Here is a 25572-nt window from a genome sequence, read left to right as displayed (position 1 = left end):
GGCGCGGACTGCGCCATCAGCTGCGGCAGCGATATCCGCTTCCGCATCCAATCCCGTGTACACAGCGGTGAATTTGGTCAAGCTGATTTCTTCCCCCGCTTTGCAGGAAACGGCGATTCGGCGCAGGGCGGTCTTTTCCGCAAGTACGGTGGTTTCTCCTCCACCCTCGCCGCCGCTCACTTGGCACATTTCCGTTACCGCTACGGGTACCTTCAACTCTTGGGATTGGGCTTGAACTGACAGGACACCGTCCGTTTCCACGGTTTGATAAAGCTCCAGATGGGGGCCGTTGATATCCCATACATCGCCGTCGATGCCGGTTTCAATGACCAGCCGGCAATCCTGATCGGCGCGGATTGTCGCTTTAAGCGCCATCAGGTGCAGTTGGTCCATGCTGACAAAACGTTCCGTGCGCAGCGCGACCCGGCTGCCGCCGGAAAGACGAAACTCCGTCTCCCGGGTATGCAAACCGTTTGCAATATCCAGTTGCTGCGCGTGGGATCCTAACTCCGATTCCAGAACGTTCAGCTTCTCGCCGTCGACGCTTACGGTTAAGTAAAGCCCGTTGGGAGCGTTGACCGGCTCCCTCCACAATTCCCCAACTTTATCGTAAAGGCCGGCTAGATTGACAGCGACGAGCTGCTCCTTGCCGAACTCCTCCATCGTCCCCCGGTAGCCCATGTAGCCGTTTCCGGTCATGAACTTGTTGCTGTTAATGGCGATGCGCTCCGGATCGAATCCCGTCTCTTTGACGATGCCTCTCATGCCGGCTGCTCCTCCTTTTGTCCGATGCGATGGGCGGGCAATGCGATGGTCACTCCCTCGCCATCCACATCGTAAGTCGCATCATAAACGCGAATCGAAACGCCGTTTCCGGACAGTACTTTGATTTGAACGTTCTCTTTATCGACTTGAACGAGCAGGACCGAATCCCGGTACAGAACCCGGAAGTTGTAGGAAGTCCATGCTTCAGGGATCGAAGGATTGAACAGAAGCTCCGCTCCGTCGGAACGCATACCTCCAAAGCCGTACACAATGTTCATCCAAGCCGCCGCAATCGACGTCGTATGCAAGCCTTCCCGGGTATTGCGGTTGTAGTTGTCCAAATCGAGGCGGGTAGCAAATTCAAAGAATTTGTAAGCTTCGTCGTGCTTGCCGATCTCTGCCGCCAAGATAGAGTGGATCGATGGTGACAGGGACGATTCATGAATGCAGCGGGACTCATAGTATTCGTAGTTCACCCGCTTGGCTTCCAACGAAAAATCTTGGTTGTACAAGAACATGAACATCAGCACGTCCGGCTGCTTGATCATGTCGTAGCGATAAATTCGGTCATAAGACCAGTGATGGTACAGCGGGAACTGCTCCACCGGGATGGAGTGGATGTCGAGATGCGGCATGTTGAAAAATCCATCGTGCTCTTCATACAAGCCGGTTTCCTCTTCGTAAGGAATCCGCATGTTGTCGGCCATCCGCTTCCATTCTTCCGTTTCCGCGCCTCTCAGGCCGGTCTTAGCGATAGCGGCTTCATAAGCCTCAGCATTGTCTTTTTTCATATCAGCCAGAACATCGAGGGTGTAATCGAACAGCTTTTTCGCCATCAGGTTGATGTAGCAGTTGTTATTGACCATCAGTTGGAATTCATCCGGTCCCATGACGCCGAAGTAACCGTACTGGCCGGTTTGCTGTCCCCATTGGCCGCGGGTGGCGTAGAAACGGCTCGTTTCGATGAGCATTTCGATACCATGGGTATGCAGGTACTCAACGTCTCCGGTCATTTTCACATAATGCCAGATGCCGTATCCAACAGCGGTACCGACATGCAACTGGGTATTGGAATGCTGCCACAAATCGCAGCTCTCCGTTCCATCAATGGTCGCAATGGGGTAACATGCGCCTTCGCAGTCCACGTCCTTCGCCCGTTCCATCGCCTGAGCCAGCGTCCGGTAGCGGAATTCCAACAAACTCTTGGCAGCTTTCGGGTTATTGAATAGATAGAAGGGCAGGCAGTACGATTCCGTATCCCAGAACGCAAGACCCCGGTAAGCTTCGCCGGTCAAGCCCTTCGCGCCGATATTAAAGCCGGGATTATCCCCGTGATAGGTTTGATAAAGCTGGAAGATACAGAAGCGGATGCCTTGTTGATTTTCCGGGTCGCCTTCAATTGCGATATCCGACGTTTCCCAGATGCCGTTCCAGTAGGCCGTTTGTTTAGCCAGCACATCTTCATAACGGAGATCCGCATATTGGCTGGCAAGTTCCTTACCTTTCGCCCACAGCTCGCCGTCTTCCGTTGTCAGATCCTTTTCCGCATAGTTGACGACCGTTTTGTCGAAAGAAGCTACGCTTCCCGGTTCAAGAGTCAGAGTGAAATCGACGCCGCTGAATTTCTCATCTTCCACGCCGGTCACGTTCAGCGTCTGAGTGGAATGAAGGGTAAACCCGGAGAACAGCCGGTTACCCATGAGCAGCGTTTTCGCCGAGATGGCCGTGATGCCGTCCGCACTGCCTTTTTGCAGCGTGTTCCACAGGTTCTTGCCTTGATCCTCGTGAATCGGGGAAAAATCAAGCCCAGAGCGGATTTGCACCGTTCCTGCATAGTCCACGGATTCGAAGCTGACGGACTGGGCGCCCAGATTGGAATCGGTCATGCACACCAGACGGCGGAAAACGACCTTTATGGTTTTGCCGTTTTGCAGGTGCCATTGAAACTCCCGGGTGTACTCGCCGGTTTTGAAATCCACTTTACGGGTGAAGCCGGAAAACTTGCTTTTCGCCAGATCCAGTTGTTCGCCATCCACGGTAATTCTCGTATACAACCAGTCCACGGCGTTGGCCATGAAACGCAATTTTTGAATAATCCCTTTGTAATGGGCGCCGATCTTCATTTCTTCGAAAAGACCGTTAAAGTAACTGCCTACCAGCTTATCGCCGCTGTAGCCTTCCTCTAAATAACCGCGAACCCCCATATATTCGTTGCCAAGGGAAAATATCGATTCGGAAACTCGGTTCCGTGCCGGGTCGAAACCCTCTTCCACAACCGCCCACGGGTCGACTTTCAAATACTTGTCCGCTACTTTCGCCATCTTTTACGTCTCCTTTTCCCTGTAATGCGGTTGATCCTCCGCTAGCGGATGACCTCCCGCTTCTCTCCTTTTCTAAGGGTAGCCGCCGCGTCACGCGCTTTGAATGTCAACCCTTACCCGATCTATGTGCATTATTACGGACTCCGCCAAATGACTCTACGATTCAGACGCCCGGATGATCTGATTGTAAAAAAGCCGCGGTCCGCCCACTACTCATCCCGTTACCAAAAAGGCAATGATTGTGACAATTTAACCGCTATTGGTATAAAAATCCACTCATGGCAGACGCTATTGCTGCTACGCGAAATCCCAGGCATCACCCAACCTAAAGAGATTGAGAGAGGCGGTATACAGATGGAGAATAAAAAGCTTAACTCCGACGCGGAGAGCAATCCGACGCTGACGACCCGCCAAGGCCATCCGGTCACGGACAACCAGAACATTCGAACGGTGGGCAGCCGCGGTCCAAGCACCCTAGAAAATTATCATTTCCTTGAAAAACTGACCCACTTCGACCGGGAGCGGGTGCCGGAGCGGGTCGTTCATGCACGGGGCGCCGGTGCTCATGGCCTATTCGAGGCGTATGGAACCGTCGGAGACGAGCCGGTGTCCAAGTATACCCGGGCCAAGCTGTTTCAAGAGAAAGGCAAGACAACGCCGGTGTTCGTGCGGTTTTCCACCGTCGTTCACGGCACCCATTCGCCGGAAACGCTGCGAGACCCCCGGGGATTCGCGGTGAAATTTTACACGGAGGACGGCAACTGGGATCTGGTGGGGAACAACCTGAAGATCTTTTTTATCCGCGATGCCCTGAAGTTTCCTGACATGGTCCACGCCTTCAAGCCCGACCCCATCAATAACGTCCAGTGCATGAAGCGGTTCTTCGACTTCGTGTCCATGAGCCCGGAAGCCACCCATATGATCACCTTTCTCTTCTCCCCTTGGGGTATCCCAGCCAATTACCGGCAGATGCAAGGCTCTGGCGTCAATACGTACAAATGGGTGAATGCCGACGGAGAGGCCGTATTAGTCAAATACCATTGGGAGCCGATAAAGCAAGGCATCAAAAATCTGACGCAGCGGGAAGCCAACGAAATCCAGGCCGTCAATTTCAACCACGCTACCCTGGACCTGTACGACGCTATTTTGAAAGGGGACTATCCCGAGTGGGAGCTGTGCGTGCAGATCATAAGCGATGATGAGCATCCGGAGCTGGATTTCGATCCGCTCGACCCGACCAAGCTGTGGCCGCAAGATCAGTTTCCATTCCGGCCAGTGGGCAAAATGACGCTGAACCGCAATCCCGCGGATTATTTCACCGAGGTAGAGCAGGCGGCATTCGGTACGGGGGTGCTGGTGGATGGGTTGGATTTCTCCGACGACAAGCTGCTGCAGGGAAGAACCTTTTCCTATTCCGATACCCAGCGGCATCGGGTGGGGGCCAATTATTTGCAGCTTCCTATCAATGCTCCGAAAACCTATGTCGCCACCAACCAAAGCGGCGGTCAGATGCAGTATCACGTCGACCGGGCGGAAGGACAGAACCCGCATATCAACTACGAGCCGTCTTCACTCGGCGGCTTGACGGAAGCGCCGAAGAAAGGCAAGGATCACGAACCCGCCTACAACGCCAAGCTGGTGCGTGCCCCCATCGAGCGAACCAACAACTTCAAGCAGGCGGGCGACACTTACCGCGCATTTGAGGAATGGGAACGGGAGGAGCTAGTCTCCAATTTGGCCGACGCCTTAAGCCAAGGCACGGACGGGATTCGGGAGCGGATGATCCGATATTTTACCGAAGCGGACCCGGATTACGGCAAACGGGTAGCCGAGCGCCTTGCATCCATGAAGAAATCCGATATTGAGATGGGCCAGGCCAATCCGCAGGAAGCGATGGAACTTTCCCGTGAGCTGGGGCGCGAAGCAGATCCCTATTGATGAAAAAAACGTTCTGTACAGCAGTTGAAAGCAACTGCCGTGCGGAACGTTTTTTTGTGTTGGGGGGGCATCTACTGGTGCCAGTTTCCGGGTTAATCACTTAACAAAGGAAATTTCCGCCTTCTTCCAGATCAGGGGGAGTTATAATGATAGCGTCGTGATTCGCAAGGTTTGGTAAATCGGTTTGGGGAGAGGGTTTGGCTTATGCAAATCATGTCCAGTCATGAAGTGGCGAAAAGCGAAATCACACGGTTCTTAACTGTGCATTGGGGGAGTCCCCGAGTCGTTCTTTCCGGTGGCATCCACCAATGCGACGAGCAGAACGGATTTCTGACGAAGGACCACGAGGATCATCTCATTGCCCTTATCACTTTCTCCATTGAGCAGGAAGCATGTGAAATTACGTCTTTGTGCAGCATCGATGAGAACAAAGGAACCGGCACAGCACTGATGCAGAAGGTGGAGGATGTAGCGAAGAACCAAGGCTGCCGTCGGATCCATCTAACGACAACGAACGATAACTTACGAGCTCTTGGCTTTTATCAAAAAAGGGGGTACCGCCTTGCGAGACTTAACGCCAGCGCGGTTGAACGTGCCAGAGAAATCAAACCCGAAATCCCGATTCTGGCGGAAAACGGCATCCCCATTCGAGACGAAATCGTGTTGGAGAAGATGCTGATGCCGGATGATTCAGCCGCGTTACACGTATTCGTAAATGGGGAGGTACCCCGTTCGTGAAAAGCCGCTACTTAGGCTATACCTTTGCATTGGCTTCAGCTGCCTTAGTCGGCCTTTTTACTGTGCTGAACAAATGGCTGCTAGTTGAAGAGGTTCCCGCACTTACGGCAGGTACATGGACGTACTTTGCCGCAGGGTTAGCGCTCATGCCATGGGCGCTGCGATATCGCGGGTTAAAGTTCAAACGTCCCTTCGTTATCCTCTGTTGGTTGCTGGCTGGATCCGTGTTAGGGCCGAGTCTTTATTTTATCGGCTTAATGTTAACAACCGGTGTTGAAGGCGTGCTGCTCATCAACACCGAAGCGGTGTTTACAGCTCTGTTGGCGTTTGTCTTTTTTAAGGAGCGACTTTCGCGCAAAACCATGATTGCCAGCATTATCGTCATCGCAAGCGCGATATGGATGTCTTGGTCGGGCGGAAGTTTGATTTCTTCCAATGCCCTCGGCAACTTGTTGATCGCCCTTGGCTATCTGGGATGGGCCATCGAAAACAATTTTGGCCGCCTCCTAGGCGAGGATATTCCCGCAGTTACGCTAGTTTGTTTTAAGGCGCTTGCAGCTGGCGCAGTCATGGGAATACTCGCATTTTGCTTCAGGCAGCCCCTTTCGGTTTCCTGGCATGTGGTTCCCGGCATTGTAGCCAGCGGCGCCTTATCACTGGGACTATCATTAGCTCTTTTTTATCTGGCGATGCGCCATATCGGCGCAGCCCGGACAGGCCTGATATCGTCAACGTCAACCTTATGGGGCATAATTGGAACTGTATGGATCATTGGAGAGAGTTTATCGCAAAAAGTAATTATCGGCGGGATTCTCATGATGATGGGCGTTGCTATCTTTGCCATGGATTCGGAAGAAAAATAATCATACCCATTCTCCGTCTTCCGGAATATCCACCTTCTCAAAGAAATGACCGGCGGACAGCTTCGATCGCAGCACTTCTCTCGTAACGTGGCAATGGTTAATCGAATCCATATGGACGGCGACAACGCGGGTAAATGGAGCGTATTCGATCAGGTTCATGACGTCCTTTTCGTCCATCGTGATCGGATCGCCAACCTGAAATCTCGCGCCGCCCGCGTTGACGATGGTGATATCCGGTTTAAATGCATCCAGTGCCGCCTGCACATCCTTGCACCAAATCGTATCTCCGGCGATATAAAGCGTAGGTTCCTCCTCTGCCTGAAGAACGAAGCCCGATACTTGTCCCATTTTTTTGCCGATCTCTCCCGTTCCATGTTGTCCGTCCGTGCGGTGAATGGTTATGCCCCGAAACGTCAAGGAGTCTTCGATCTCCGTCACATCGGTGAAACCCGACGAACGGATTGCCTCCCCGTCCCCTTTTTGGCAAAATAGAACGGAGGATTTCGCCAGCCCCTGAATGGCCGCTTGGTCCCAATGATCCTGATGCAGATGCGTCACGAGGACGGCGTCCGGAGCGAGCCATGTGTCGGGAGCGGCAGGCAGCGGGACAAGAGGATTGCGGCGTTCGTCACCGGAATTAGCGATGGGCGGATTCGCTCCCTGCTTGCTAAACATCGGATCGATCAAAAAGGCAGAGCCCGCATACTCCAGCCACAAGGTCGCATGACGGATTAGTTGAAGCTTCATCTTCATTCCTCCCAGGGATTGATCTGCTATACTACCGATGATATCATCTTCCCTACGGTTCCAATATAACTTGATGAATGCAATCGGGCCTTTATACTTTCACCGTGAAAGGAGTTACTGACGAATGGCCAACCAAGACATTGACTACATTGATCTAAAGATCTTGCAAGCACTTTTGGAAAACGCATTCCTCACCCACAAGGAAATCGGAGCGAAAGTCCATCTTACGGGACAAGCGGTTGGCGCGCGGGTGAGAAAGTTAACGGACCTGGGGGTCATTGACGGATATACCCTACGCTGGAATCCCGGGAAAATCGGGCTCACCGTTCACGCTTTTCTGACCGTGTTCATGAATTCGAATCAATCGCATCAGAGCTTTCGGGATTTCGTTCTGTCGAACGAGGCCGTAACGGAAGTGCACCGCGTAAGCGGAGAAGGCTGTTACTGGCTGCGCATCCGAATCGGCGACAGTTCGGAATTGAACAAGCTGCTGGATAGCGTGCTGAAATACGGCAATTATAGGCTGAGTTTATCCATCGAGCAGATTAAGTAGCCCCGTTCTACATTCCGTATCAGCTTCTTTTTAAAGCGTCTGCCCGCTGTCCACCGTAATGATCTGTCCGGTCAGCGCTTCCTGGGCAAGTACCGAGCAAATCATTTGCGCGATATTCTCGGGAGTGGAAATCGACTGCAGCAAAAGATGAGGGGCGAGCTTCTCCATCTGCTCTTCACGGCCTGCCCACCAACGCGTCGCTACCGCACCAGGGACGACACAGTTGACCCGAATGTGAGGAGCCAATGCGCGCGCCAGCGATTTGGTAAGGCCGTGGACGGCGGCTTTGGAAACGGCATAGGGCAAGGAAGAACCTGACCCAGTCGTACCGGCGATGCTTCCTACATTGACGATGGCTCCAGCATTTCGGTTTATATAGGGTGCGGCAGCACGGGCGCAGAAGAACATGCCCTTCACGTTTACGTCGAACAGTTCGTCCCATATTTCCTCTGTTGCCGAATCCAGATCATCTAGGGGAATATGACGGGTGATACTGGCGTTATTGACTAATCCGTGCAAAGTACCGAAGCGCTCTACCGCTTGATCCACCATGAGCTTGACCTCCGCATCGCGGGATACATCCGCCTGAAGCGCCAAAGCCTGTACGCCATTTTGCCGAATAAGCTCCGCTGTTTCCTCTGCATCCCTTTTCGACCGGGAATAATTCACGATGACCGCTGCCCCCCGATCAGCCAGCGCCAGAGAAGTCGCCCGGCCGATACCTGTTCCTCCTCCGGTAACCAACACCGTCTTGCCGCTCCACTCCATGCTCATGATGCTCCCTTCTTTATTTTGATTGATGCCATTGTAAGTTGGATTGACCGTTTTGTATAATTGAATTATTTCAACAGATCATTCACTTTTTTTGAATCTTCATTTGTAGGAGAGAGCCTGCATGGACCTGAAAGGCATAAAGTCATTCCACTGCATAGTCAAAACCGGCAGCTTCATCCGGGCGGCCGAGGAATTGAATTACGCTCAATCCACCCTGACCATGCAAATCCAGAAGCTTGAGGCCGATGTCGGTGTTCAACTTTTGGAACGGGGAAAAAAGATCGGCATGACCGAAGCTGGCCGATTTCTTTATGAAGAGAGCAAGGATATTCTCCGGGGGATGGAGAGGTTGGAGACCGATCTTGCCGATATGCAGGCGGGCGGAGCCGGTTCCATCCGACTCGGCGTGACGGAGCCGACGGCCAGTTTGCGGCTGCCCCCTTTGATCAAAGCATTCATGGATCGATATCCGAAGATTCGCATCGCTCTTGATATTGCCGGTTCGCCGCAGTTATTGGAGTCGGTCCGGCAGGGCGCAACGGATTTCGCCATATGCTCGTCCCCGGACGTCGGTGACACCCTTCATTTTGAGCCGCTATTTCAAGAAGATTTCGTCGTGCTTCTGCCGGACGGTCACCCTCTTGCCGGGTACGCTAGGCTACAGCCGCAGCAGCTTTTGGACCATCGCCTTTTAATAACAGCCGCAACCTGTCCCTATCGCAAAAAGCTGGAAATATTACTGAGGGAGTCGCAGGCGTTCCCGACTGAAACGATGGAAATCGGCAGCATGACCGCACTCAAAAGTTATGTGCAGCAAGGTCTCGGAATTGCTCTCGTACCCGGCATTTCGGTCGAACCGCTGCCACCCGGGTTGACGATGCGTGCGATGCAGGGAGAATCCGTCCGTATGCTCACCGGATTCGTCAGCAAAGCCGAGCCTTTATCCCAGGCCGGAGAGAAGCTGTATCATTTTTTAAAAGAGCGGTTATCCGCCGGGCAACCCGTCACTTATGAGCAATAAAAAACGCCCGCTTTATGCAGGCGTTTCTTTATTGAGCATAGGCCTTCTGAAGTTACCGAATCCAGCCCTTGCGGATAAACAGGTTAAATACAGGCTCCGCCGTCCATGTATAGAGACAGAAGAAAATATAAAGAACGACAATCGCGAAGATATAGGAGATCGACCCGGGGTATTGATCGGCGACAAAACGCAGAGAACGGATCGCAACCCAGATGACCAGGACGAACGCCCATCTGTATTTCCCCAGATTGGATAGGAACAAACTCCATCTCCAAAATATCCAATAGAGTTTGTTTTTCGCCTTCAACGCTTGGAAAAAGCTCACGCGTATGGTTTCCGACTCCGGATTCAGCCTCAGCGCCGTCCGGAGATGCTCCAATGCCTTTTTCCCGTTTTTATTCTTATACAATTCCGTTTGGCCAATATAATAATGGGCTTCTACATTTTCCGGGTTGCATCCAAGTGCTTGCCGATAGACGGCGGCCGCTTCCTCCTCCTTGCCGGATACGTGCAGAATTCGTCCGAGCAAAACCAAATGCATGTCATCGTCGGGAGTGATCCGCACAAGCTTTCTTGCCATCTCCTCGGCTTTTGCCATTTCCTTCCCTCTATCGCAAAGAAAGCGGGCGTAGTTACTCAGCAGCATCGTGCTTTCGGGATTCATACCCAGGCCGGTCAAAAACTCCTCTTCAGCCGGCCAATATTGTTTATCCCGTTCCAGAATGAGTGCATATACGCCATGGGACCAAAAGAAATCCGGATCAGCTCGCAAAGAACGCAAAACGGCATCTTTCGCCAATGGCAATAGATCCATCTCTAGATAAGCTACAGCCATTGAGGTCAAAAAATAAGGTTCTTCCGGCGATTCCTGCAGGATTCCCTTTGAAAGTTCCAGCGCCTTCTCTGGCCGGCCGATTTCCAGTGCATACTCCACTTGTTCCCTTGCCCGAATCAAATCCATCCGTATTGCTCCTTTGGATCACTCCACCTATCGAATCCTGCTGCCTACTCCGGTGACCATGAATAGAAATTTCTACTTCATCAGTTTCTTCAACAGCCTTAAGCCCCGTTTACCGTGGGGATAGCGTACCTTGAGATCAAAGCGCGTCGTTTGGTGCATCACGCTCTTGGAATGGGTGAAGGTATCGAAACTGGCTTTACCGTGATAGGCCCCCATACCGCTGTTGCCGACTCCGCCGAAGGGCAGATATGGCGTCGCCAGATGGAAGATCGCATCATTGACGCAGCCGCCGCCGAAGGAGACGGATGCCAGCGCCCGCGCTTCCAGCTCCTTGGAGCCGGTAAATAAATAGAAGGAAAGCGGCTTGGGACGGGCATTCACAAAGGCGATGGTTTCGGCAAAATCCTTGTAGGTCAGCACCGGCAAAATCGGCCCGAAAATCTCGTCCTGCATGACGGGAGCATCCGGCTCCACATTGTCCATAACGGTAAACTCGATGGCGCGGGTCTCCCGATCCGAGCTTCCGCCGAACAAAATCCGGCCGTCCTTCAGATACGAGACAAGCCGATCGAAGTGCCGCTCATTTACGATTCGCGTATAATCTTCATCCCCAACGGGATCTTCCCCGTAAAAGGCCTTTCCCACCTTCTTCATCTCTTCCAGCAACTGATCCTTAACGTCCTCGTGAACCAACAAGTAATCCGGCGCCACACAGGTTTGTCCGGCATTCAACGTTTTCGCCCAAGCGATACGTTTGGCGGCAAGACGAAGATTGGCATCCTTGTGCACGATGACGGGGGATTTGCCCCCAAGCTCCAGTGTGACCGGGGTGAGGTAACGCGACGCGCTCTCCATCACTTGCTTCCCGACCTGAACGCTGCCGGTAAAAAAGATATAGTCAAAGGGCAGCTTAAGCAGCTCCTTGCTTTCTTCCGCTCCACCCTCCACAACGGCGATATATTCCGGGGCGAAGGCTTCACCCAGCATGTCCCGCAGCACGGCGGACACCGTTGGCGTCAGTTCCGAAGGCTTCACCACCGCGCAGTTTCCCGCCGCAATGGCACCGATAAGCGGCGCGATAGCCAAATTGATCGGATAATTCCAAGGGGCGATGATCAGCGCCGAACCGTAAGGCTCGGGATAGATGTAGCTTTTGGAGCCGAAATGAGTCATCGGCGTTTTCGCCTTCCGCGGCTTCATCCATTTACCGAGACGCTTGAGAGTAAAGGAGATTTCCATATAGCAAATGCCGATCTCCGTCATGTAGGTATCTTTTTCCGATTTATGCAGATCTTCGTAGCATGCATCGTTCAGTTTCTTTTCGTACTTTTTAATTATCGCGTGCAGTTTCTTCAACTGCTCTACCCGGAAAGACAGCGGCTTCGTAATGCCTGATGCAAAATAAGCTTTTTGCCCGGTGAGCAAGCTGTCCATGCCGGAGGAGCTATGGAGATCAACCACCATTGCCATTCATCCCTTCTTGTACCCCATGTGGGAGATACCGGAAACTATTTGTTGAATTATAGTATACCATGGGAATCTGTTGACAGTTACATGGGAGAGAAGTAGTATGGATCAATATTCACGAGGGGAAACACATTGCCATGAACCTGCTTTCGTCCTATTCAAAAGAAATCAAAGTATTTCTCGCCGCCGGGCTCATCAACGCCATCGGCGGCTCCCTCATGTGGCCGCTTATCTCCATGTTCGTCTTCGATGAGCTGGGCAGAAGCATGAAAGATGCCGGGTTGGTCATCTTGATTCAAGCCCTCGGCGGGATTGCCGGCCAGCTTCTGGGCGGAGCGCTTTATCATAAAATCGGCGTGCAGAGGCTAATCGTCGGAGCGCTGGCGATGAACACTGCGGGACTGCTCTCCCTGCCGCTCATCAGCAATGATTGGAATGTATTCGTGCCCATGATGGGCTTCATCGGCTTTTGCAACGCCTTGTCCATGCCGGCCATCCAGGCATTCGTCGGCTTCCGCTTTCCGGAACGGCGAGCGGAGCTATTCAATGTCATCTACGTGGCCAATAACATCGGAGTGGCGGTAGGTACGGCGCTCAGCGGCTTCCTCGCCGAGTGGTCGTACAACATGAGCTTTATTTTGAATGGCGCCAGTTCCGGCGTGTTTGCCGTCTTCTTCCTGTTTTACCTGCGCAATTCTGGCGGACAGCGGAATGAACAGCCCCAAGCGGCAGCAGCGAAAAAGATCACTGGCGCGATTCCCGGCAAAATGGGGGCAGGCGCTCTGCTCGGCCATTATCGGATCTACCTGTTTATCGGACTCGGCGGCTTGATGCTGCAGGTCGGCAATTCCATTTGGAACACCGGCGTATCTCCATCCATTCTAGCAGCCGGCATGTCAAAATCGAATTATGGCTATCTGTGGACGCTGAACGGAATCCTGATCTTTGCCGCCCAACCCTTCATCACATTGGTAAAAAAAATCGCGGCCAAATCGGTTACCGCCCAGATGACGGCCAGCAGCATTTTTTACTTGGCCGGGTACGCTGTCATCCTGCTTTTGCCCACCTACTCAGGCTTTATCCTCGGCATGATTCTGGCAACCTTCGGCGAAATGCTGATCGCCCCAGCCGTTCCAGCCTTTCTGTCCGAACACGGCGGCCGCAACGCCCCGTTTTACATCGGCCTCGTCGGCGGCATCGGCTCTGTCGGCCGGGTATTCGGCCCTTATGTGATGGGCAGCCTGTACGATGCCGGCGGCCTTTCGCCTACGGCTTATCTAGCGGTGATTACCGCAGCCGTCTCCGTTGCCATGTACCACATCCAGACGCTCATCAGCCGCAGAAACTCGCAGCTTGACGAAGCTTCGGCTAAAGGCGAAACGATTTTACCATAAAAGAAAACAAATCATTATTTATATTGTTGAAACGGAAACTACAATTTAATACAATTTTGTTAATGCACCAACGGGTGGGAGGTCAGGCCATGAACAAAGAAGATCAGCTCATCATAGGTTTCAGGGACTTATATAACAAGATGGTTTTGCTTAATAAAGATAAGATGGAAGACAGTCTTAAGGGGTATATGCCCTCTGAAATCCATTGCATCGAATACATTGAAAAAAATGCGGATTCCAACGTGACAAAACTTGCGGAGTCCTTTTATATGACGAGAAGTGCCATCAGTAAAATAACGAAGAAGCTCATGGAGAAAGGCCTCGTCGAAAGCTACCAGAAGCCGGATAACAAGAAAGAAATCTATTTTAGGCTTACAAAGCAAGGAAAAGTCATTTATGAAATCCACGAGGATCTTCACAAAGAGTTTCAAGAGCGGGATAAAACCGTATTTGAGCAAGTAACCAAGGAACAATTTGAAAGCATGCTTCGCTTCGTGGAAAACTATAATCGACACTTGGATGCCGAGATAAAGAAATACGCGCAGATAGGAAGTCGGAATCAATCTGAATAATGAAGATGAAACCACAGGCAGCCGGGCTCTTTTGAGATTAGGCTGCTTTTTTATTGCGGTTATTTTGTTGACTAGGAAACAAAAATGCAGTACATTCATTATGTTTCCCAGGAAATAAAATTGCAGCTTTTGAGGAGAGAATGTCATGTTCAGCTTTCGACCACACCATGAACGGAACACAGGACAAACCGTAGATAAACATGCCCTGCTATTCGGTCTTATCTCCGTGTTTCTTTGTGGAATTGGCTTTAGTATCATAGCGCCTGTCGTCCCGTTCTTAGTCCATCCCTATACAAGCAATCCGGAAGAACAAGCGATCATCGTTACATTGTTGACCTCTGTTTATGCCGTCTGCGTGTTTTTTGCGGCTCCCACCCTTGGAGCTTTGAGCGATAAGTACGGCCGCCGGCCATTGCTTTTAGTTTGCCTTTTGGGTTCCGCAATCGGGTACTTCGTTTTTGGCATAGGAGGAGCACTATGGGTACTGTTTGTCGGGCGCATCATTGAAGGGATAACGGGCGGGAGCATAAGCACGATCTTCGCCTATTTTGCCGATATCATTCCTCCGGAACAGAGAACCAAGTACTTTGGATGGGTGAGTGCGGTTGTCGGCGTAGGCACCGTCATTGGCCCGACTTTGGGCGGCTTGCTTGCCAAGTTTGGCTATTCAGTACCCATGTATTTTGGGGCGGTCATCACACTATTGAATGTTGTTTATGGATACTTTTTCATGCCAGAGAGCCTTGATAAGAAGATTAGACTGAAAGAGATTACCTTTGTAAGATTGAATCCATTTACTCAGCTTGCAAGCGTCCTTTCCATGAAAAGTTTAAAAAGACTGCTCGTCTCCGCGTTCTTACTCTGGATACCCAACGGATCTTTACAGGCCGTTTTTTCACAATTTACTATGGATACGTTCAGTTGGAAGCCTGCGCTGATCGGACTTATGTTTTCGATTATGGGCGTCCAGGACATCGTTTCACAAGGTCTCATCATGCCAAAGCTTTTGATTAACCGCAGTGATAAACAGATCGCCATTCTTGGAATGGTCTCGGAGATTATTGGCTATAGTCTTTTTGCAGCATCGGCTTTGTTATCTTTCTACCCGCTTTTTATCGCCGGAATGTTCATATTCGGATTTGGTGATTCAATCTTCGGACCGTCATTCAATGGGATGCTCTCCAAATCCGTCGCGTCCAGTGAACAAGGAAGGATTCAAGGAGGCAGCCAATCGATTCAGGCTTTAGCGAGAATGATTGGGCCTATCATCGGAGGCCAAATCTATGTATCACTTGGTCATGCCGCACCCGCTTTTATGGGGATGATCCTTATAGCAGCGGCAATTCCCGTTTTATATAAAAGAACGCATGTAACATAAAAGAATAGGGTTTCAGAACTTAGGGAAAAGTTCTGAAACCCTACTTGTCTACAGTCTGAAGCGCCTACGAAGGCTTTTTCTTCGTACATGCCGCTAAAGTCACCGGATCCAGCCTTTGCGGATGAACAGGTTGAACATCGGTTCGGCAATCCAGGTATAAATGACGAATAAGGTGAAAACGAGAGCGACAGGCAAGTAAATGACCATAAGGACAGGAAAATGATCGACTAGCTTTCCCGCGTACTTGAACAGCAGATAGAGAACAAACAAAAACCCAAACCGCGCATTTCCTAATTCTCTAAGAAGCAGGCTCCAGTTCCAGAACAGCGCATAAAATTTGTTGCGTATTTTCAGCGCTTTGAAGAATTGCTCCCGGATATTTTCCGATTCCGGGTTGAGCCGCAGGGCATTGCGCAAATGCTCCACCGCTTGGACGGCGTTATCGCGGTATAGCGCGACGATTCCCGCGTAATAATGGGCCATGGCATTTTCCGGATTAATTTTGAGCGCTTCCTGGAAGAGGAGCTCCGCTTCATCGGGTTTTTCGGCTTCAATGAGGATATGACCCAGCAGATTGTAGTGGGTCTCATCATCCGGTTCAAGGCTGAGAAGCCTTCGTCCATATAACTCGGCCTTCTCGACATCCTCCATTTTTTCGCACAGGAAGAACGCATAGTTGGCCAAGATCATCGTGTTTTCCGGCTCCAATGCGAGACCAGCTTGAAATTCCCGGTCCGCCTCGGGAATCTTGTTGTCTTTTTCCAATATGAGGGCATAGATGCCGTGAGTCCAAGCCATTTCCGGATCAACCTGCAAGGAATGCAGAGCCGCGGTCTTCGCTTCCTCGATTTGATTCAGATTGAGGTAACCCCGGGCGAGAGCGGTGAGGAAATACGGCACCTCCGGCGCCTCGTGCAGCACTTCCCGGATAAAGTTGATCGCTTCTTGCGGCCTGCCGGCATTGAGCAAAATCTCGCTTTTTTCTTGCGCTTGCCGTAAATTCATGAACTATCCTCTTTTCAAGTACTCCAGTATTGTATCGTATTGGCCGGAGTCATTGCTGTACGTGGCATAGTTCTTGGCGGTGGCCAACCACTCCGTTGTTGAAGATTTGATCTTCTTAAGCGCATCCAGCAGATCGCCTGTAGTGATGGGCCGCAGCTTCCCGGTCCGCATCGCTTCGGTAAGGGCCAATTCAGAAGCGGCATCGCAAACCGCCCCGATGTCCGCGCCGGAAAAACGCTCCATTTTCCGGGCGATCTTATCCAGATCGATGTTCTCCGTAGGCCTGTTGCGCAAATGCAGCGACAGGATTTCCTTCCGCGCATCCAGATCCGGCGGGTGGACGAAGATGATGCGGTCAAACCGGCCCGGCCGTTTGAGGGCGGTATCCACAAACCACGGCGCATTCGTCGTCGCTAAAATCATCACTTGATCGTTGTCCGCAGAAACACCGTCCAGCTCCGCTAGCAGTTGGTTGGTGATGGATTTTCCCCAGTAATTGCTGGAGCTTCGGCTTCCTCCCAAAGCGTCGATCTCATCGATGAAAATAACGCAGGGTTTATTGCGGCGGGCATATTCGAAAACCTCGTGCAGGTTCTTTTCGCTGTTGCCTATGTATTGATCGAGGATTTCAGCCAAGGAAATCACGACGAAGCGGGCTTGGCATTCACCCGCCGTGGCGCGGGCGATAAAGGTTTTGCCGACGCCTGGAGGACCGTACAGCAAAATGCCGCCGCCAACTTTTTTCCCATATTGCTTAAACAGGAATGGATTTTGAAACGGATACACGATATTCATCCGGATCTGTTCCTTGAGCTCGTGCAGTCCGCCGACATCCGCGAAAGTGACCTTCGGGAACGTGGCGTCTACATCATCATCCTCATCCCGCCGGGAGCCTTGAATGACGCGCAACCCCGCTTTGACCGGCTGCAGCTTAGGCGCTTTCAATTCCTCGTACCTTGACCGCAATGCCGAATCCTCCTGCTGCTCAAGTCCATCAGCTAGCAGCTCCAACGCCTCTTCCAAACGGTCTGACGCCACGTAAAGCTCAACGATTTTCAGGCGCAAGGAATGGTTGTCCGGAAGAAGGGCGAGCGCGTCAAGCAAAACCGCGATTTGATCGCTCATGAAGTTCCTCTCCTCTAGTAGAAAATAGTCTTCTCATTCATCAGCCCGCTTCGGCAGCCATCCCTATTCTCAGGGGACAGCGAGCTTTGAGACCTAAGTGGACGATGAAGCCATATTGTTAGCATAATATAATGTTAGAGAAGGAACTTCTATGAAATTTTTATCAAATTTAGCCAAAAAATAAAAATTCTTGTCACTAGCTGAACTAAAAAAAAGCCTGCATATGCAGGCTTTTTTTTCATTCGCTGCGGCGGGCAAAAATCCAACGCCCATCCTGCACGTTCCATTCACCTTCAACACCGCTGTGTACGGCGGCAATATGCAGATGGGAGAGGGCGATGCCCAGATCCAATGGGGCAAGGTGCCCTTTTCCCCCGGCTTGGGCCGCGATGCTTTCATCGGCAGGAAAAAGAGTGAAGGTCCATGGCTGGCCATTCATCGCCGAGGGAGCGACCCGTGCCGCTTCCAGGGAAACCCGGAACCAGTCGGGTGCCAGCTCCAAAACGTCGTGATTCGCGACGATATCCTGCAGCGGCTTGCGCCTGCGGCTGGTGGCAAACCCTTTGATCAGCTTCTCCTTAAAGCTGAACCGGTCTTCGGCGTGACCCAAGGGCGAGACGCACAGCAGCCTCTCCTTATCCCGCACCGAGGCGACCCGTTTTGCCGTATTTTTGTCGAAGCTGCCTGCAATCCAGCAGGTGGCGACCCCAAGAGCCGTAGCCCGCAAAACAAACTGTTCTCCATAATACCCTGTCAACAACATAGCCTCATCGGGCAAATCAGCATCGTCTTCCGGCGCAGCCGCAATAAAGGCGGCAAAAGAACGAGCTCCCGAGATCATGCCATAACTGTTCGTGAGGCCTTGAAAAATATCTTCCGCACCGTCTGCAAAAACTTCGATCCGCACCTTGCCCTGCGCCGCAGCTGTCAGCGCCCAGGCATAGCGGCTTAACTCCTCCAGTTCTTCCATTGCTGGCTTTGCCGCATAAGACCGCCTTGATACGCGCCGTTGAATGCTATCGAATAAAGAGTCATGGTACTGTATAATCTCCATTTTTCCCTCCGTCCATTTTGCGCTTGTTTCTCTGGCAGCGCGACGCCTTTTTTTAACTCTCTCCACGTTCTACCACGATTCCGTATGCTTTGAAAATCAACATGATCACACTCGGCGCACAAAAAAGCGGCGATCTTTTCGACGACCTACAAGATACCAACCTCTAAATATACTAAATATTTCTTGATACAATAAAAGTGTAATAGAAGCGCTTCATCGAAAAGCGGCTGCCCTCGCTTGAAGGGAGTGATGCCTGGTGGAGGTGTACCAAGCATTGAGCTTAATGTTCATGTTCGGCATGTTCATCCTTGCACTGTTAACCTACCTGATCAAAAAGAAATAGACCGCCACCTTTTCAGGTTAACGGCCTACTACCACGAATACCATGTCCGAAGCCGCTTGTTCGATGAGACAGCAGCTATTGCATCGGGAGCTGGATTTTCCGGCTCCTTTTATCGCGGCTCAGGAACACGAACAACAGCGTACCGATGCAGGCGCTGATAGAAGCCGCGAACAAAATCGAAGAGATCGGCACATGCCCCACCAGGCTGGTACTGAGAAGCGGCCCCAAAGTGCCGCGGATGCCGAACAGCATCAGATGAAGGCTGAATACGCTGGCCTCCCGCCCAGGGGCGATTTTAAAGACGAAAGTGAGAATGCCGATGTCCCAAATCGCATCTCCCAAGCCTTGAATGCCACTGCCGATGATGACGGTCGGATAATAGGGAAACAGTCCATACAGCAGTGTGACGATGGCTACCACGCCAAAGGCGTATACCAGCGTCCGCTTCGGCGGAAACCGATCCAAGGCCCATCCGGACACGAAATACGAAATCAAGAGACAGGCGTAGTACGCCACCCGGGCAAAGCCGATTTGTACATTCGTCAGTTCCAACCGCTGTACTTGAATGATTTGATAAAGTGGACCCGCCAAAATATTGCCGAAGCCGGACAACGTCGTCGCGGCAAAGAAGATCAGCAATTCGCGGTTATTCTTCACCAAGTTCCAGTTATCCCGCCATGAGGAGCGTTTGGGGGGCGACGCCGGTTTTTCCGCAGCCGGATCGATATCCTTGATTCCCGTAAAAATCAGCAGTGAAAGCGCACCGGTCAATGCGGCGGTAAAGAGAGCCGGAGACGGGCCGGCCCGGTCGATCCAACTGCCTACGCCATAAGCAAGAGGCATCATCACCAGGCACATGCCAACCCGGACATAGCCCAAGAGCCTGCCCCTGAGTTGACCCGGGTAAATCCTTGTAACCAAGGATGCGTAAGCCGGGGATTGAATCCCCATGAGGAACTGAAAGACCAGCGCCGTGGCCACATAAACGGAAGGCGCGCCAAATATGGCGGGCAGCACGATCAAAAGCCGTCCGATCAACGTCGGGATGAAGAAGAATGGCCTCGGGCCATAACGCTCCGACCACCCCGCCCAAAGGGGCGAAAACAAGAGGCCGATGGCAGGCGCCGCCGCCAACAGGCCGACCTGAAAATCGGAAGCTCCTTGGCGAATGGCCATCGGGACGAAAAACTGGTTGAATACAATGTTGAACACGCTGAACAGCAAGGTCGACACAAAATCAAGCCGGAAATTTCCCCACGCTTCCGGACTCATTTGGGATTCCATTTTTCTTAGAAAACCAGGCATAAGTCGATTTTCAACCTCTCGTTTTAACCATAAAGGTAGCCTCATCCGATTAAAAATCCGAATAAAGAATATCAATGTTTAGGATAACTCTTTTTCATCAAGGCCGATAGGGGGATTTTTTGTGAAACCCTATTTTCGAAGGGGAGGGAAGTTGCCAAACTGGCAAATTCATGAAATGATGAAGGCGTGTTCATTACGCCTAGTCGGGAGAAAGTGGGATCGATATGACCTTCAACCTGGTGGAAGCGACAATCGGAGATATTCAAACAGCCCTTGAATCCGGAGAAATCACGTCTTATCAGTTGGTGCTGATCTACTTGGAACGAATTGCCCGCCATGACAAAAGCGGATTAACCGTCAACTCCGTGCTGATGATTAATCCTGACGCTTTATTTATTGCAGAAGCTCTCGATGCAGAGCGCAAAGTCCATGGCTCCCGCGGTCCGCTCCATGGTATCCCCGTGTTGCTGAAGGACAATATCAACACCGGCGACAAAATGCCCACAAGCGCCGGCTCCCTGGCACTGGCCCATTCCTTTGCCCTTGAGGACGCACATCTCGTAACGAAGCTGCGCAAGGCAGGCGCCGTCATTCTGGGAAAAGCGAACATGACGGAGTTTGCCAATTTCATGACCTCCGGCATGCCCTCCGGATACAGCTCCCGAGGCGGCCAAGTGATGAATCCTTATAACATCTCTCATCCAACCGGGGGATCCAGCTCCGGTTCTGCCGTAGCGGTAGCTTGTAATTTTTGCACGGTATCAGTAGGTACGGAAACCTCCGGCTCCATTTTGAATCCAAGCAACCTGGGTTCCATCGTCGGCATCAAACCTACCGTCGGCCTAATCAGCCGCTCCGGTATCTTGCCGCTGTGCAACAGCCAAGATACCGCTGGGCCCATGGCCCGCACAGTAAAAGATGCCGCCCTGCTGCTGGACGTCCTTGCGGGCATAGATGAAAGCGATCCCGCCACCGTCTCGAGCACCGGTCGAACGGTGAAAGACTATACCGCTTTTCTGGACACGGACGGCTTACGGGGTGCAAGGATCGGCATCCCCCGGGATTTCTACTTCGATGAATTGCCTGAAGAAGAGTTGGCTCTCTTCAATCACGCCGTAGAGCAAATGCGTCAGGCAGGAGCTGTAATCGTTGACCCTGCGGACGTCAGGACTGCACGGCAGATCGTTTATACGTCCGTTCTCCTCAATGAGTTCAAGAATAACCTGCAGGCTTATCTATCCAAGCTGGGACCAGGTGCTCCGATGCGCACTCTACAGGATATCATCGAATTCAACAACGCCCATCCCATGGAAACGTTGAAATATGGCCAGACCACTCTGCTCGATGCGGAATACCGCACCTCCGGCCATTTGACCGAGCCGAAGTATTTGCAGGACCGGGCCAACGATCTCCGGCTATGTAAAACGGAAGGCATCGATGCCACGATGGAGGAGCATCAATTAGACGCCCTGCTGTTCCCCGGGGATTACGGTTCGCGAACAGCCGCCCGTCCCGGCTATCCTTCCATAATCGTTCCTGCCGGGTACACATCAAAAGGCGTTCCCTTCGGCGTTACTTTTACCGCCAAAGCATATGAAGAGCCGAAACTGCTGAAGCTCGCCTACTCTTTCGAGCAGCATACGAAAGTACGGCATCCGCCTTCAATGAAAAGCTATCTATGAAAAAACCGGGTAACTGCGCCATTTGCCTTCGGCGCGCTTACCCGGTTTTCGCATTATTTTCTCAACCTCAACCAAATCAGATGCAACCCTTCGACGATCAAGCCAGTCACGAATCCCAGCACAGCCCCTTCAAGAAACACGAGGAAGCTGGCCAACTCCTCCCAGCCGTCCATATCCCGGCTTGCGTAGATAAACATCAGCACGAGTCCGATGACAATGCCTAGCGTACTGGAAATCCATACCCATTTAGCGCCTAGCCAACCGAAGAAATGAATAACCGCTGTCATGGCAAAAGCCAACAGGGAGAGCCGAAAGGCATAAACCACATCAAAATGCTGGCTCCATCCGACAAAACGGCATATTCCCAACATAACGGATAACAATAACCCATAAACCAGCAACCAGAGCAGCCAGGCTCTTGATCTTGCTGCCGGAATCATTCTCATTCCCCACACTCCCATCCGCATCAGATGCAAAGCTCCTCATCTATTGAAGATGATCCTAAGATATTCTTTGATGACTCATTCATCTTAACTAATAGACGTATGGAAGCCCGCAGAGGTTGTTAGGGGATGTTTCCCAGATGCGGAAACTACCGGTTAAGCTCCAAACCGCTGGCGAAAACCGCATTTGCGGCATAATTCTTCTACCGCCTGCCGTCTGGAAAATCCGTCGAACAAATTGTTGGCCCGCTCTCCTTCTATTATCTCCGAAAAAGGGGTTCGGTGGATGTTCCCCAGATTGATCACGCCTTCTCCATCCAAACAGCAGGGCACGACGGTGCCATCCGCCAAAATCGCCGCCTGGCTTCTTAAAGCATAGCAGAACCCGTGTCCGTCGTCCTCCGGCGCATCCAAACTCGGCCACCCAAACTCATGCTCCAGGTTGACGAAAACCTTGTCGGTCAGCTTGATCCCGCTTCCTCTGAGTACCTTTTCCTCGATGCGGTAATCCAGCCCGTACTCCCGTTCCAAAAACTCGAGGGTTTCCCGGTTACGGCTTTTGGCCAAATTCGTCTCCAGATCCTCAGTCAGATTCCATAGCCGGTACGAAATGATCGTGCCGCTCTTCACCGCCTCCCGGGCAAAAGCAAAGATTTCCTCCAAATAACCTGCCCGGTTCTCCGATCCGGGATGCCCGTCAAAGCTATGCAGCGAGAAGTTGATCTGCCGCAAAGCAGATTTGCCTAGCAATTTATGTTTAGCTTTAGGGATCAAGGTTCCATTCGTCGTCATATTGACTTTAAAGCCTTTTTCATGGCTGATATCAAGCAGTTCGCCTATTTTCGGATGCAGCAAAGGCTCGCCTTTTACATGCAAATAAATGTGCTGCGTATAAGGTTTGATTTGATCAAGGATATGCGCGAAATCTTCTATCTTGATGAATGACGCCTGGCGACTTGTCGGCGGGCAAAAGCTGCAGGCCAAATTGCATATGCTGGTGATTTCGATATAAACCTTTTTGAACGATTTCAATGCTCTACCTCGATTCTCTCTGCGCTAGGTTTTAGTATACCACAGGCCAGAAGAAGCTCCGAAGCCGGAAAGCCCGTACAAAAAAAGCCCTCCGAAAGTCACAAGGACTTTTGAAGGACTTTTAATTCGCTTGAAGCAAATTATTGAAGAGCTTTGATTTCCGTTACGCCGCTAACCGTAGCGTCTTTGACTTTGTAGGAATCTTTGTATTCTTGTTTGGTGAAGTACAGGTTGCCTTTGATGCCGCCGTCTTGCATGTAGAAGTTAGGAGCGTCAACATATACGTCGCCTTGGAAGAATCCGCCTTGGATGCGGGCATCCGGGCTCTTAACCGTCAGTTTAGGAGCAGTCAAGGTGAATTGAGCGGTGATCTTGCGGTTTTCGTCTTGGGTGTAGAAAGCAAGCTTACGTTCGGAAACCGGCGTTGCTGCTTTGTTCATGAAGTCGCCTTCGAGAACCAGATCATGATCGATGGTCATGTCGCCCAGGATGGCGATAATCCAGGTGCCGTCTTTGCTGATAGCTTTTTCAAATGCAGCCGGATCGTTTACGATAGAAGCCGTCGTAACGGCGTCAGGTGCCTTGGAAGTAGCTGGAGCCGTAGAGGCTGTAGGTGCAGTGGAAGTTGTCGGTGCAGTGCTTGCTTCTGTGTTATCTTTTTTTGCTCCGCAACCAGCCAACAAACCGGTTACAAGTGCAAGTGCTGCTGCGATAGTCAAAACCTTTTTCATTTCAATCCAATCCCCTCTGATGTTCTATTTTTGACTTAATCATTATAATACACTATTTTCTCAATGAAATGTGTCTTTTTTCACATATTTACGTGAATTATCGAACAACCTAGCATCCCCCATGTGACAAATGTCTTTATCTCCAGTCCAAAAGTGCCGATCGGCAATAGAAAAGACCCCGATATCAACGACCGGAGTCCAGGTTGATCATCCTATATATACATTACCCCAATTTCTAGCCTTTAATCCCGGTTGTTGCTTTTCCTTCAATAAAATATCTATTACTTTTCGCGAATCCATACCATCATTTCACCCGTCGTCCTATTCCCCCAGAATGCGTATGGTATGGCTACGATTGGGACGCTGATCTTATTCCGCTTGACCGGCCTGTACAGATCATTCTTCCAGGAAGGATCGGAACGTAGACCTTCGCCAGACAAGACGACGATACCGCCTAGGACGTCCTCCCTATATTCCGGTATGAATTCGGAATCCTCCGCAAGGCAAATATCCGTTAGTTCGGAGCCATTGTCCACTTCCTCCAAGCAATAAACGAGCGGACCGTATTGTAAAGCGATTTTGCCGGCGTTCTCGTGCACTTTGGGATTGGACTCGATCCGTTCGGCTTCCATCTTGAAATCCAGCAGAATTTCATCGCTTTCCATCCACCTTCTGCTAATCCGCGCATATCCCCGCTCGACGATGGCATCCAGTGCCAGCAGCTCCCCGTTAACCATGATGCTGGGCTGTCTGCACCAAGAAGGAACCCGAAAAGAAAGAGTGCAATCGGTCGGCTCATCCACTTGCACTCGGATCTGAATCCTTCCGTCCCATGGGTAACGAGTATCCGTGCGCAGGACCATCTTTTGTCCATGGATATGGAAGCTGCTCTCATTGGAGGCATAAAGATGCATGGCGATTTCCGCTTCTTTTTGCGTAAAGAAGTAAGTATCCAAGGATGCTAGTAATCGCGCGATATTTGGCGGACAACAAGCGCAGCCGAACCACGGCACCCGTTCGGTTTTGACATGCTGCATATCGTAACGATAGTGAGCGACAGCAGGATGAACCTCCAGCGGGTTTACATAGAAATATCGCGTTCCATCGAGGGACATTCCGCTCAGCATCCCGTTGTATAGAACGCGTTCCATCACATCCCCAAATCGACTGTCCATTTCGATGCGGAGCATTCGAAAAGCGAACATGATGAGTCCAATGGACGCGCATGTCTCTGTGTAAGCCGTGTCGTTTGGCAGGTCGTAATCGATGGTGAACCGTTCGGCATGACCTTGCGAACCGATCCCCCCAGTAATATACATCCGCTTGGACGTCACATTATCCCATAATTTGCGAAGCGCTT

At 51.4% G+C, this 25572-nt stretch carries 23 protein-coding genes and 1 pseudogene; 10 read left to right on the top strand and 14 right to left on the bottom strand.

All coding sequences use genetic code 11. From position 1 onward, the window contains the following. A pseudogene (locus tag TJ79_RS08720) lies at positions 1-765 on the bottom strand (glycoside hydrolase family 65 protein); the annotation flags it as partial. Beyond that, entirely contained in the window at positions 762-3086 is a 2325-nt protein-coding gene (locus TJ79_RS08715; protein WP_040949910.1) for a glycoside hydrolase family 65 protein, read from the bottom strand. The pseudogene TJ79_RS08720 and the gene TJ79_RS08715, both read right to left, overlap by 4 nt. Before the next feature lie 354 nt (positions 3087-3440). Between TJ79_RS08715 and TJ79_RS08710 the strand changes: the two genes are divergently transcribed. From TJ79_RS08710 to TJ79_RS08700, 3 genes are all read left to right on the top strand, one after another. Next, positions 3441-5024, top strand: coding sequence for a catalase (locus TJ79_RS08710; RefSeq protein WP_040949909.1), 1584 nt, complete (start codon positions 3441-3443; stop codon positions 5022-5024). A 204-nt stretch (positions 5025-5228) separates the two neighbouring features. Beyond that, on the top strand, positions 5229-5762 hold the full coding sequence (locus TJ79_RS08705; protein WP_052339411.1) for a GNAT family N-acetyltransferase: 534 nt from the start codon (positions 5229-5231) through the stop codon (positions 5760-5762). After that, positions 5759-6625: a DMT family transporter gene (locus TJ79_RS08700; RefSeq protein ID WP_040949908.1), complete on the top strand. Its 867-nt coding sequence runs from the start codon at positions 5759-5761 to the stop codon at positions 6623-6625. Before TJ79_RS08705 ends, TJ79_RS08700 begins: the two co-directional genes overlap by 4 nt. On the opposite strand, the gene TJ79_RS08695 is transcribed toward TJ79_RS08700, so the two are convergent. Continuing rightward, positions 6626-7372: an MBL fold metallo-hydrolase gene (locus TJ79_RS08695; RefSeq protein ID WP_040949907.1), complete on the bottom strand. Its 747-nt coding sequence runs from the start codon at positions 7370-7372 to the stop codon at positions 6626-6628. Positions 7373-7496: 124 nt separating this feature from the next. Between TJ79_RS08695 and TJ79_RS08690 the strand changes: the two genes are divergently transcribed. Further along, positions 7497-7925, top strand: coding sequence for an Lrp/AsnC family transcriptional regulator (locus tag TJ79_RS08690; protein ID WP_040949906.1), 429 nt, complete (start codon positions 7497-7499; stop codon positions 7923-7925). A 30-nt stretch (positions 7926-7955) separates the two neighbouring features. Here TJ79_RS08690 and TJ79_RS08685 read toward each other — a convergent pair whose 3' ends face one another. After that, on the bottom strand, positions 7956-8693 hold the full coding sequence (locus TJ79_RS08685; RefSeq protein ID WP_040949915.1) for an SDR family NAD(P)-dependent oxidoreductase: 738 nt from the start codon (positions 8691-8693) through the stop codon (positions 7956-7958). A 127-nt stretch (positions 8694-8820) separates the two neighbouring features. Here TJ79_RS08685 and TJ79_RS08680 point away from each other — a divergent pair, with 127 nt between their 5' ends. Further along, complete coding sequence (locus TJ79_RS08680) at positions 8821-9720, top strand: LysR family transcriptional regulator (protein WP_040949905.1); 900 nt, start codon at positions 8821-8823, stop codon at positions 9718-9720. Positions 9721-9772: 52 nt separating this feature from the next. Here the strand turns inward: TJ79_RS08680 and TJ79_RS08675 are convergent, their stop codons facing one another. Together TJ79_RS08675 and TJ79_RS08670 are read right to left on the bottom strand one after the other, a co-directional pair. Continuing rightward, positions 9773-10681 (bottom strand): tetratricopeptide repeat protein, encoded by a 909-nt coding sequence (locus TJ79_RS08675; protein WP_040949904.1) that lies wholly within the window; start codon positions 10679-10681, stop codon positions 9773-9775. 72 nt (positions 10682-10753) lie between these two features. Further along, positions 10754-12151: an aldehyde dehydrogenase gene (locus tag TJ79_RS08670; protein ID WP_238322898.1), complete on the bottom strand. Its 1398-nt coding sequence runs from the start codon at positions 12149-12151 to the stop codon at positions 10754-10756. A 134-nt stretch (positions 12152-12285) separates the two neighbouring features. Between TJ79_RS08670 and TJ79_RS08665 the strand changes: the two genes are divergently transcribed. From TJ79_RS08665 to TJ79_RS08655, 3 genes are all read left to right on the top strand, one after another. Beyond that, positions 12286-13542, top strand: a complete 1257-nt coding sequence (locus tag TJ79_RS08665) for an MFS transporter (protein ID WP_040949903.1) — start codon at positions 12286-12288, stop codon at positions 13540-13542. Positions 13543-13631: 89 nt separating this feature from the next. Further along, positions 13632-14114, top strand: coding sequence for a MarR family transcriptional regulator (locus tag TJ79_RS08660; RefSeq protein WP_040949902.1), 483 nt, complete (start codon positions 13632-13634; stop codon positions 14112-14114). A gap of 145 nt (positions 14115-14259) precedes the next feature. Further along, entirely contained in the window at positions 14260-15492 is a 1233-nt protein-coding gene (locus tag TJ79_RS08655; RefSeq protein ID WP_040949901.1) for an MFS transporter, read from the top strand. A 99-nt stretch (positions 15493-15591) separates the two neighbouring features. On the opposite strand, the gene TJ79_RS08650 is transcribed toward TJ79_RS08655, so the two are convergent. The 3 genes from TJ79_RS08650 to TJ79_RS08640 form a co-directional block, all read right to left on the bottom strand. Continuing rightward, positions 15592-16497 carry a tetratricopeptide repeat protein gene (locus tag TJ79_RS08650; protein ID WP_040949900.1) on the bottom strand — a complete coding sequence of 302 codons (906 nt, stop codon included), beginning with the start codon at positions 16495-16497 and terminating at the stop codon, positions 15592-15594. 3 nt (positions 16498-16500) lie between these two features. After that, complete coding sequence (locus tag TJ79_RS08645; RefSeq protein WP_052339409.1) at positions 16501-17622, bottom strand: ATP-binding protein; 1122 nt, start codon at positions 17620-17622, stop codon at positions 16501-16503. A gap of 238 nt (positions 17623-17860) precedes the next feature. Then, positions 17861-18676: a nitroreductase family protein gene (locus tag TJ79_RS08640; RefSeq protein ID WP_040949899.1), complete on the bottom strand. Its 816-nt coding sequence runs from the start codon at positions 18674-18676 to the stop codon at positions 17861-17863. A 256-nt stretch (positions 18677-18932) separates the two neighbouring features. Here TJ79_RS08640 and TJ79_RS28050 point away from each other — a divergent pair, with 256 nt between their 5' ends. Then, on the top strand, positions 18933-19019 hold the full coding sequence (locus TJ79_RS28050) for a putative holin-like toxin (protein ID WP_155987819.1): 87 nt from the start codon (positions 18933-18935) through the stop codon (positions 19017-19019). Positions 19020-19094: 75 nt separating this feature from the next. Here TJ79_RS28050 and TJ79_RS08635 read toward each other — a convergent pair whose 3' ends face one another. Then, positions 19095-20291 (bottom strand): MFS transporter, encoded by a 1197-nt coding sequence (locus TJ79_RS08635; protein WP_238322896.1) that lies wholly within the window; start codon positions 20289-20291, stop codon positions 19095-19097. Positions 20292-20548: 257 nt separating this feature from the next. Between TJ79_RS08635 and TJ79_RS08630 the strand changes: the two genes are divergently transcribed. Then, on the top strand, positions 20549-22006 hold the full coding sequence (locus TJ79_RS08630) for an amidase family protein (RefSeq protein WP_040949898.1): 1458 nt from the start codon (positions 20549-20551) through the stop codon (positions 22004-22006). A 53-nt stretch (positions 22007-22059) separates the two neighbouring features. Here the strand turns inward: TJ79_RS08630 and TJ79_RS08625 are convergent, their stop codons facing one another. From TJ79_RS08625 to TJ79_RS08610, 4 genes are all read right to left on the bottom strand, one after another. Further along, the gene (locus TJ79_RS08625; protein ID WP_040949897.1) at positions 22060-22473 is read right to left on the bottom strand and encodes a hypothetical protein; all 414 of its coding nucleotides are present in this window, start codon (positions 22471-22473) and stop codon (positions 22060-22062) included. A gap of 132 nt (positions 22474-22605) precedes the next feature. Continuing rightward, on the bottom strand, positions 22606-23481 hold the full coding sequence (locus TJ79_RS08620) for a radical SAM/SPASM domain-containing protein (protein ID WP_040949896.1): 876 nt from the start codon (positions 23479-23481) through the stop codon (positions 22606-22608). Positions 23482-23621: 140 nt separating this feature from the next. Continuing rightward, complete coding sequence (locus TJ79_RS08615; RefSeq protein ID WP_040949895.1) at positions 23622-24212, bottom strand: hypothetical protein; 591 nt, start codon at positions 24210-24212, stop codon at positions 23622-23624. A gap of 281 nt (positions 24213-24493) precedes the next feature. After that, positions 24494-25572: glycoside hydrolase family 127 protein (locus tag TJ79_RS08610; protein WP_040949894.1), on the bottom strand; the 1079-nt coding region annotated here is incomplete at its 5' end.

Origin of the sequence: Gorillibacterium massiliense, assembly GCF_000455485.1 — a bacterium.
Lineage (GTDB): Bacteria > Bacillota > Bacilli > Paenibacillales > NBRC-103111 > Gorillibacterium > Gorillibacterium massiliense.
The sequence above is the reverse complement of the archived record's forward strand: the minus strand, read 5'-3'. Positions and strand labels throughout refer to the sequence as shown.